The 4,562-nt window shown below is 43.0% G+C and carries 7 protein-coding genes and 1 pseudogene; all 8 read left to right on the plus strand.

The features are described 5' to 3' along the window. The coding region (gene metK, locus A3G19_RS07115) for a methionine adenosyltransferase (RefSeq protein WP_294871605.1) at positions 1 to 778 on the plus strand (778 nt) is incomplete at its 5' end. A gap of 116 nt (positions 779 to 894) precedes the next feature. Beyond that, entirely contained in the window at positions 895 to 1,179 is a 285-nt protein-coding gene (locus A3G19_RS07120; RefSeq protein ID WP_015654466.1) for a 4Fe-4S dicluster domain-containing protein, read from the plus strand. A 143-nt stretch (positions 1,180 to 1,322) separates the two neighbouring features. Further along, positions 1,323 to 1,736, plus strand: a complete 414-nt coding sequence (ndk, locus tag A3G19_RS07125) for a nucleoside-diphosphate kinase (protein ID WP_015654467.1) — start codon at positions 1,323 to 1,325, stop codon at positions 1,734 to 1,736. Between the two features lie 5 nt (positions 1,737 to 1,741). Next, a complete protein-coding gene (locus tag A3G19_RS07130; protein WP_015654468.1) occupies positions 1,742 to 2,113 on the plus strand; it encodes a YceD family protein in 372 nt (123 codons plus the stop codon). 26 nt (positions 2,114 to 2,139) lie between these two features. Then, complete coding sequence (rpmF, locus tag A3G19_RS07135; RefSeq protein ID WP_013461018.1) at positions 2,140 to 2,289, plus strand: 50S ribosomal protein L32; 150 nt, start codon at positions 2,140 to 2,142, stop codon at positions 2,287 to 2,289. Between the two features lie 3 nt (positions 2,290 to 2,292). Further along, on the plus strand, positions 2,293 to 3,282 hold the full coding sequence (gene plsX, locus A3G19_RS07140; RefSeq protein ID WP_015654469.1) for a phosphate acyltransferase PlsX: 990 nt from the start codon (positions 2,293 to 2,295) through the stop codon (positions 3,280 to 3,282). A 26-nt stretch (positions 3,283 to 3,308) separates the two neighbouring features. Continuing rightward, complete coding sequence (locus A3G19_RS07145; RefSeq protein WP_294871608.1) at positions 3,309 to 4,307, plus strand: beta-ketoacyl-ACP synthase III; 999 nt, start codon at positions 3,309 to 3,311, stop codon at positions 4,305 to 4,307. Between the two features lie 45 nt (positions 4,308 to 4,352). Beyond that, positions 4,353 to 4,562 (plus strand): annotated as a pseudogene (locus A3G19_RS07150) (HIT family protein); the annotation flags it as partial.

The raw sequence follows: 4,562 nt of genomic DNA on the forward strand, positions 1-4,562 counted from the left end.
ATGCCGCGAAACCGACGTTTTAATGCCATTGCCGATTTATCTCTCTCACCGTTTAGCGGAACGTTTAGCCCAAGTACGTAAAGAGGGGATTATCCCCTACCTTCGCCCTGATGGCAAAACACAAGTAAGCATTCGTTACGTTGATGACAAACCGGTGTCGGTTGAAACGGTTGTTGTCTCTACACAGCATGCTCCTGAAATTTCTCAGGAAAAGCTTCACGCCGATGTTATTGAAGAGGTTATAAAGGCTGTTATTCCAGCCGATTTGATGTCTCCGAATATCGTCTATCATATCAACCCGACCGGTAAATTTGTCATCGGCGGTCCACAAGGCGATGCAGGGCTGACGGGACGGAAAATTATCGTCGATACGTATGGTGGAGCTTGTCCTCATGGCGGCGGCGCATTCAGTGGAAAAGACCCGACCAAGGTTGACCGCTCAGCTGCCTATGCTGCACGTTATGTTGCTAAAAATCTTGTTGCATCGGGTGCATGCGAAAAAGCGACAATCCAAGTATCTTACGCCATCGGTGTTGTTAAACCTATTTCCATTATGGTCAATTCTCATGGAACCTCTGTTGTACCCGAAGAAAAACTCGAAGCGTGCGTCAAAGAGCTCTTTAACCTAACCCCAAAAGGGATTATAGAATCGCTTGATTTACTCCGCCCGATTTATCGTAAAACAGCAGCTTATGGTCATTTTGGACGTGAACTTCCTGAATTTACATGGGAAAAAACAGACAAAGTTGACGCAATTAAAGCCTACCTAGGGCTCTAAATTACACTTCCGTAACACTCTTCAAATAATCTTCATTCACCCACCTTATTTTTTAGGTGGGTTTAAAATTCTTCTGTTATAGTTAGCCCATATTTATATTAACCAAGGAGAATCCTATGGCAGTAGTCATTAATGATACCTGTATTAACTGTGGCGCTTGCATCGACGAGTGTCCGGTAGAAGCGATCGTAGACGAGGACGATAACCCAACAGGTGAAGAAGTTTATTACGTTTACGCTGACAAATGTGTCGAGTGCGTCGGTCACCACGATGAGCCTGCATGTGCAACTGCCTGTCCGACTGAGGGTTGTATCACATGGGATGAAATCGGTGCAAGCCCATCTCACCGTGATGATGTTACCGCTGAAATGCGTTCTTCAAGAGCAAACGTCGTTAACTAAGATGTTTAATAACCAAAGGGATTATTTCCCTTTGGTTACGCAATTTTCCTTCTCTTTTCTTTCTTTCTTCATCTTTAATCTTACTTAAATTATTGTTTGGCTATAATCCCGTTCTATTTTTTACACACAAAACAGGAGCATTGATGGAACAAACATTGTCAATCATCAAGCCAGACGCCGTAGCAAAAGGTGTCATCGGTAAAATTTTGGATCGTTTCGAAAGTAACGGCCTTAAAATCGCGGCTATGAAAAAAGTTCAACTCTCACGTCAAGACGCAGAAGCGTTTTACGCAGTACATGCTGCACGCCCTTTCTTCAACGACCTCGTTGATTTCATGGTAAGCGGCCCGGTTGTTATCACTGTTCTTGAAGGCGAAAACGCTGTTCTTACAAACCGTGATTTAATGGGTGCTACAAATCCTAAAGAAGCTGCAGCTGGAACTATCCGTGCTGATTTCGCTGAAAATATCGATGCTAATGCAGTCCACGGAAGTGACTCTGCTGAAAATGCGGCAATTGAAATCGCATTTTTCTTTTCAGGACGCGAAATTTCGTAATTGTCATGAAAATAACATTTAGAAAATTGGGATCACAACCGCTTCATTTTGAGGCAAATAGTGACAATGCATTTTTTTCGGGTGATTTAATCCTGAAAAAAAGCAATCTTGCCCAATTAAACGGTACAATTACAGGGAGTATTTCGATTCCTTGCGATATTTGTGCCGAAGTGGTAGAAAAATCTTTACATGAAGATATCTCTTTTTACCTAAGCGATGGGATATATGAAGGCAACGACGAAGAGTTGGATGTCGTCGAAATCGACCGATCAATGATTGATATGGAAGAGCTTCTCAAATCGGAAATCGAACTGATCAAAAGCGACTATTTTTGTTGCAAAAACTGCGAAGGAACCTCGTTAGATCGAGAGTTCTAAAATCTAAATAGAAAGGGATAAATACTATGGCAGTACCTAAAAGAAGAGTGAGTCATTCTCGCGCCGCAAAACGCAGAACTCACTATAAAATTTCTCTTGCACGTCCGGTTAAAGATAAAGACGGCACGTACAAATTGTCTCACTATGTCAATCCGACCACCGGTGAGTATAAATAATCGATGATTAGAATTGCAATTGATGCAATGGGCGGGGACTTCGGTCCCGAACCGATTGTTAAAGGGACACTTGAAGCTCTCAAAGAAGTGAAGTTTCAACCAATTCTAGTTGGTAAAAAAGATGAGATCTTATCTTTATTACCCAAGGGCTATAAAGATAAGATTTTAATTGTCGAAGCGGATGACGTCATCGATATGGGTGATGCGGCTACCGATGCGCTTAAGCGCCAAGAGAGCTCAATCTACAAAGCGGTTGAGTTGGTCCGTAACGGTGAAGCTGACGGAGTTGTCAGTGCCGGACACAGCGGTGCTACCATGACATTGGCAACACTCCGACTCGGGCGTTTAAAAAATGTTTTGCGTCCTGCATTGGTAACCTCAATGCCGACCAAAAGCGGCAAACGCAGTATCTTGATGGATGCCGGTGCCAATGTTGACTGCAAAGCAGAACACCTTTTCCAATTTGGGATTATGGGATACTACTACGCTCAAGATATGTTTAAACTGGACAATCCGCGCGTCGGTTTGCTCGCCAACGGTGAAGAAGATTCCAAAGGAAACGAAGTTACCAAAGAGACTTTTAAGTTGCTCGAGGGACAAAAAGGGTTTATCGGTAACGTCGAAGGTAACAATATCTTTGATGGCAGCTGTGACGTCATTGTATGTGACGGGTTCATCGGTAATCTTGTTCTCAAGGCTTCCGAGGGGGTAGCATCAACAATCAGCTACTTTATCAAAGAGTACATCCGCAAATCACCGGTAGCAATTACCGGCGCACTCTTAATGCGTAAGGTCTTTAAGTTACTTAAAAAGCAGATCGATTATGCTGAAATCGGCGGAGCACCGTTAGTCGGTATCAAAGGGTGTGCTATTGTCAGTCACGGTAAAAGCAACCCTAAAGCGATTAAAAATGCAATTTTTCAAGCCATTCGCTATGTTAATACCGGTGTAAATGAGCATATTGAGAATCGTCTCGAAGAGCTTAAAAAATAAACTTCGATCCCTTATAAAGGCTAATTATGTACGCTGCGTTTCGTTCTATCGGAGCTTATGTTCCCTCTAAAATCCTTACCAATGCTGAGCTTGAAGTAATGGTCGATACCACGGATGAGTGGATTACAAAACGTACCGGTATTAAAGAACGTCATATTGCTGCGGAAAACGAAACCACCAGCGATATGGGGGTGAAAGCAGCCGAAAAAGCGATTGAGCGTTCTGGACTCGATAAAAGCCAAATCGATATGCTCATCTGTGCAACAATCTCCCCTGATTATTTTTGTATGCCTTCAACGGCTACGATTATCGCTACCAAACTCGGATTGGAAAAAGTCACCGCTTTTGACGTATCCGCCGCATGCACCGGATTCGTCTATGCGCTAAGTATCGCAAAAGCCTTTATCGAATCAGGAATGAAAAAAAATGTCCTTATCGTTGGCGCAGAGAGACTGAGTAGTATTACTGATTACAGTGATCGCGGTACTTGCATCCTCTTTGGTGATGGTGCCGGATCAGCGGTTATCAGCGCTACCGAAAATAAATCCGAAGCCATCATCGATATCCATACGGGGTCTGATGGTTCATTTGCTGATTTGCTCATGACACCCAACGGCGGAAGCGGCTCAGTGCATGATGAGCTGGATCGTGAAGCGGCAGGGTGTTTTATGCGTATGAAAGGGAATGAAACCTTTAAAGTGGCGGTTCGTACCCTCACCAGCGATGTAATCGATATTTTAGAGCAAAATAATATTGCTTCTACAGAAATCAAGCATTTCGTACCGCATCAAGCCAATTACCGCATTATTAAAGCAGTCGGTGACGCCCTTGATCTCAAAGAGGAGCAAGTAGTATTAACGGTAGAAAAATACGGTAATACCTCCGGTGCATCTATCCCTATGGCTATCAATGATATCTATGAGTCAGGACGCTTGCAAGAGGGAGATTTGATGCTTCTCGATGCGTTTGGCGGCGGTTTAACATGGGGAAGTGCCTTAGTTCCGTTTGCCGGAAAAGGTAAATAACCACCCTCTTTCGCTACAATAAATGACTTTTTTAAAAGGTCATTTATGCTTTATTCCAATACTCTCATCACTATAGAACTCCACGAATCCGAAATCCCTTGGTTAAAAATCTTTACTCATGCTCCCCATAAAGAGTTCTCTGAATGCTCAAGCGAAGAGAAAAAAATGATTTGGGAATCTCTCGACATCATTGAAAAAGTGATGCTGGAGTATTTCAAACCTACTAAAATCAATATTGCTTCATTTGGAAATATG

The organism is Sulfuricurvum sp. RIFCSPLOWO2_12_FULL_43_24, from assembly GCF_001829605.1.
Taxonomy (GTDB): domain Bacteria; phylum Campylobacterota; class Campylobacteria; order Campylobacterales; family Sulfurimonadaceae; genus Sulfuricurvum.

Bases quoted from the DNA above. Each gene is read 5' to 3' on its own strand.
- A3G19_RS07120 (WP_015654466.1), top strand. From the start codon at position 895: ATGGCAGTAGTCATTAATGATACCTGTATTAACTGTGGCGCTTGCATC.
- ndk (WP_015654467.1), top strand. From the start codon at position 1,323: ATGGAACAAACATTGTCAATCATCAAGCCAGACGCCGTAGCAAAAGGT.
- A3G19_RS07130 (WP_015654468.1), top strand. From the start codon at position 1,742: ATGAAAATAACATTTAGAAAATTGGGATCACAACCGCTTCATTTTGAG.
- rpmF (WP_013461018.1), top strand. From the start codon at position 2,140: ATGGCAGTACCTAAAAGAAGAGTGAGTCATTCTCGCGCCGCAAAACGC.
- plsX (WP_015654469.1), top strand. From the start codon at position 2,293: ATGATTAGAATTGCAATTGATGCAATGGGCGGGGACTTCGGTCCCGAA.
- A3G19_RS07145 (WP_294871608.1), top strand. From the start codon at position 3,309: ATGTACGCTGCGTTTCGTTCTATCGGAGCTTATGTTCCCTCTAAAATC.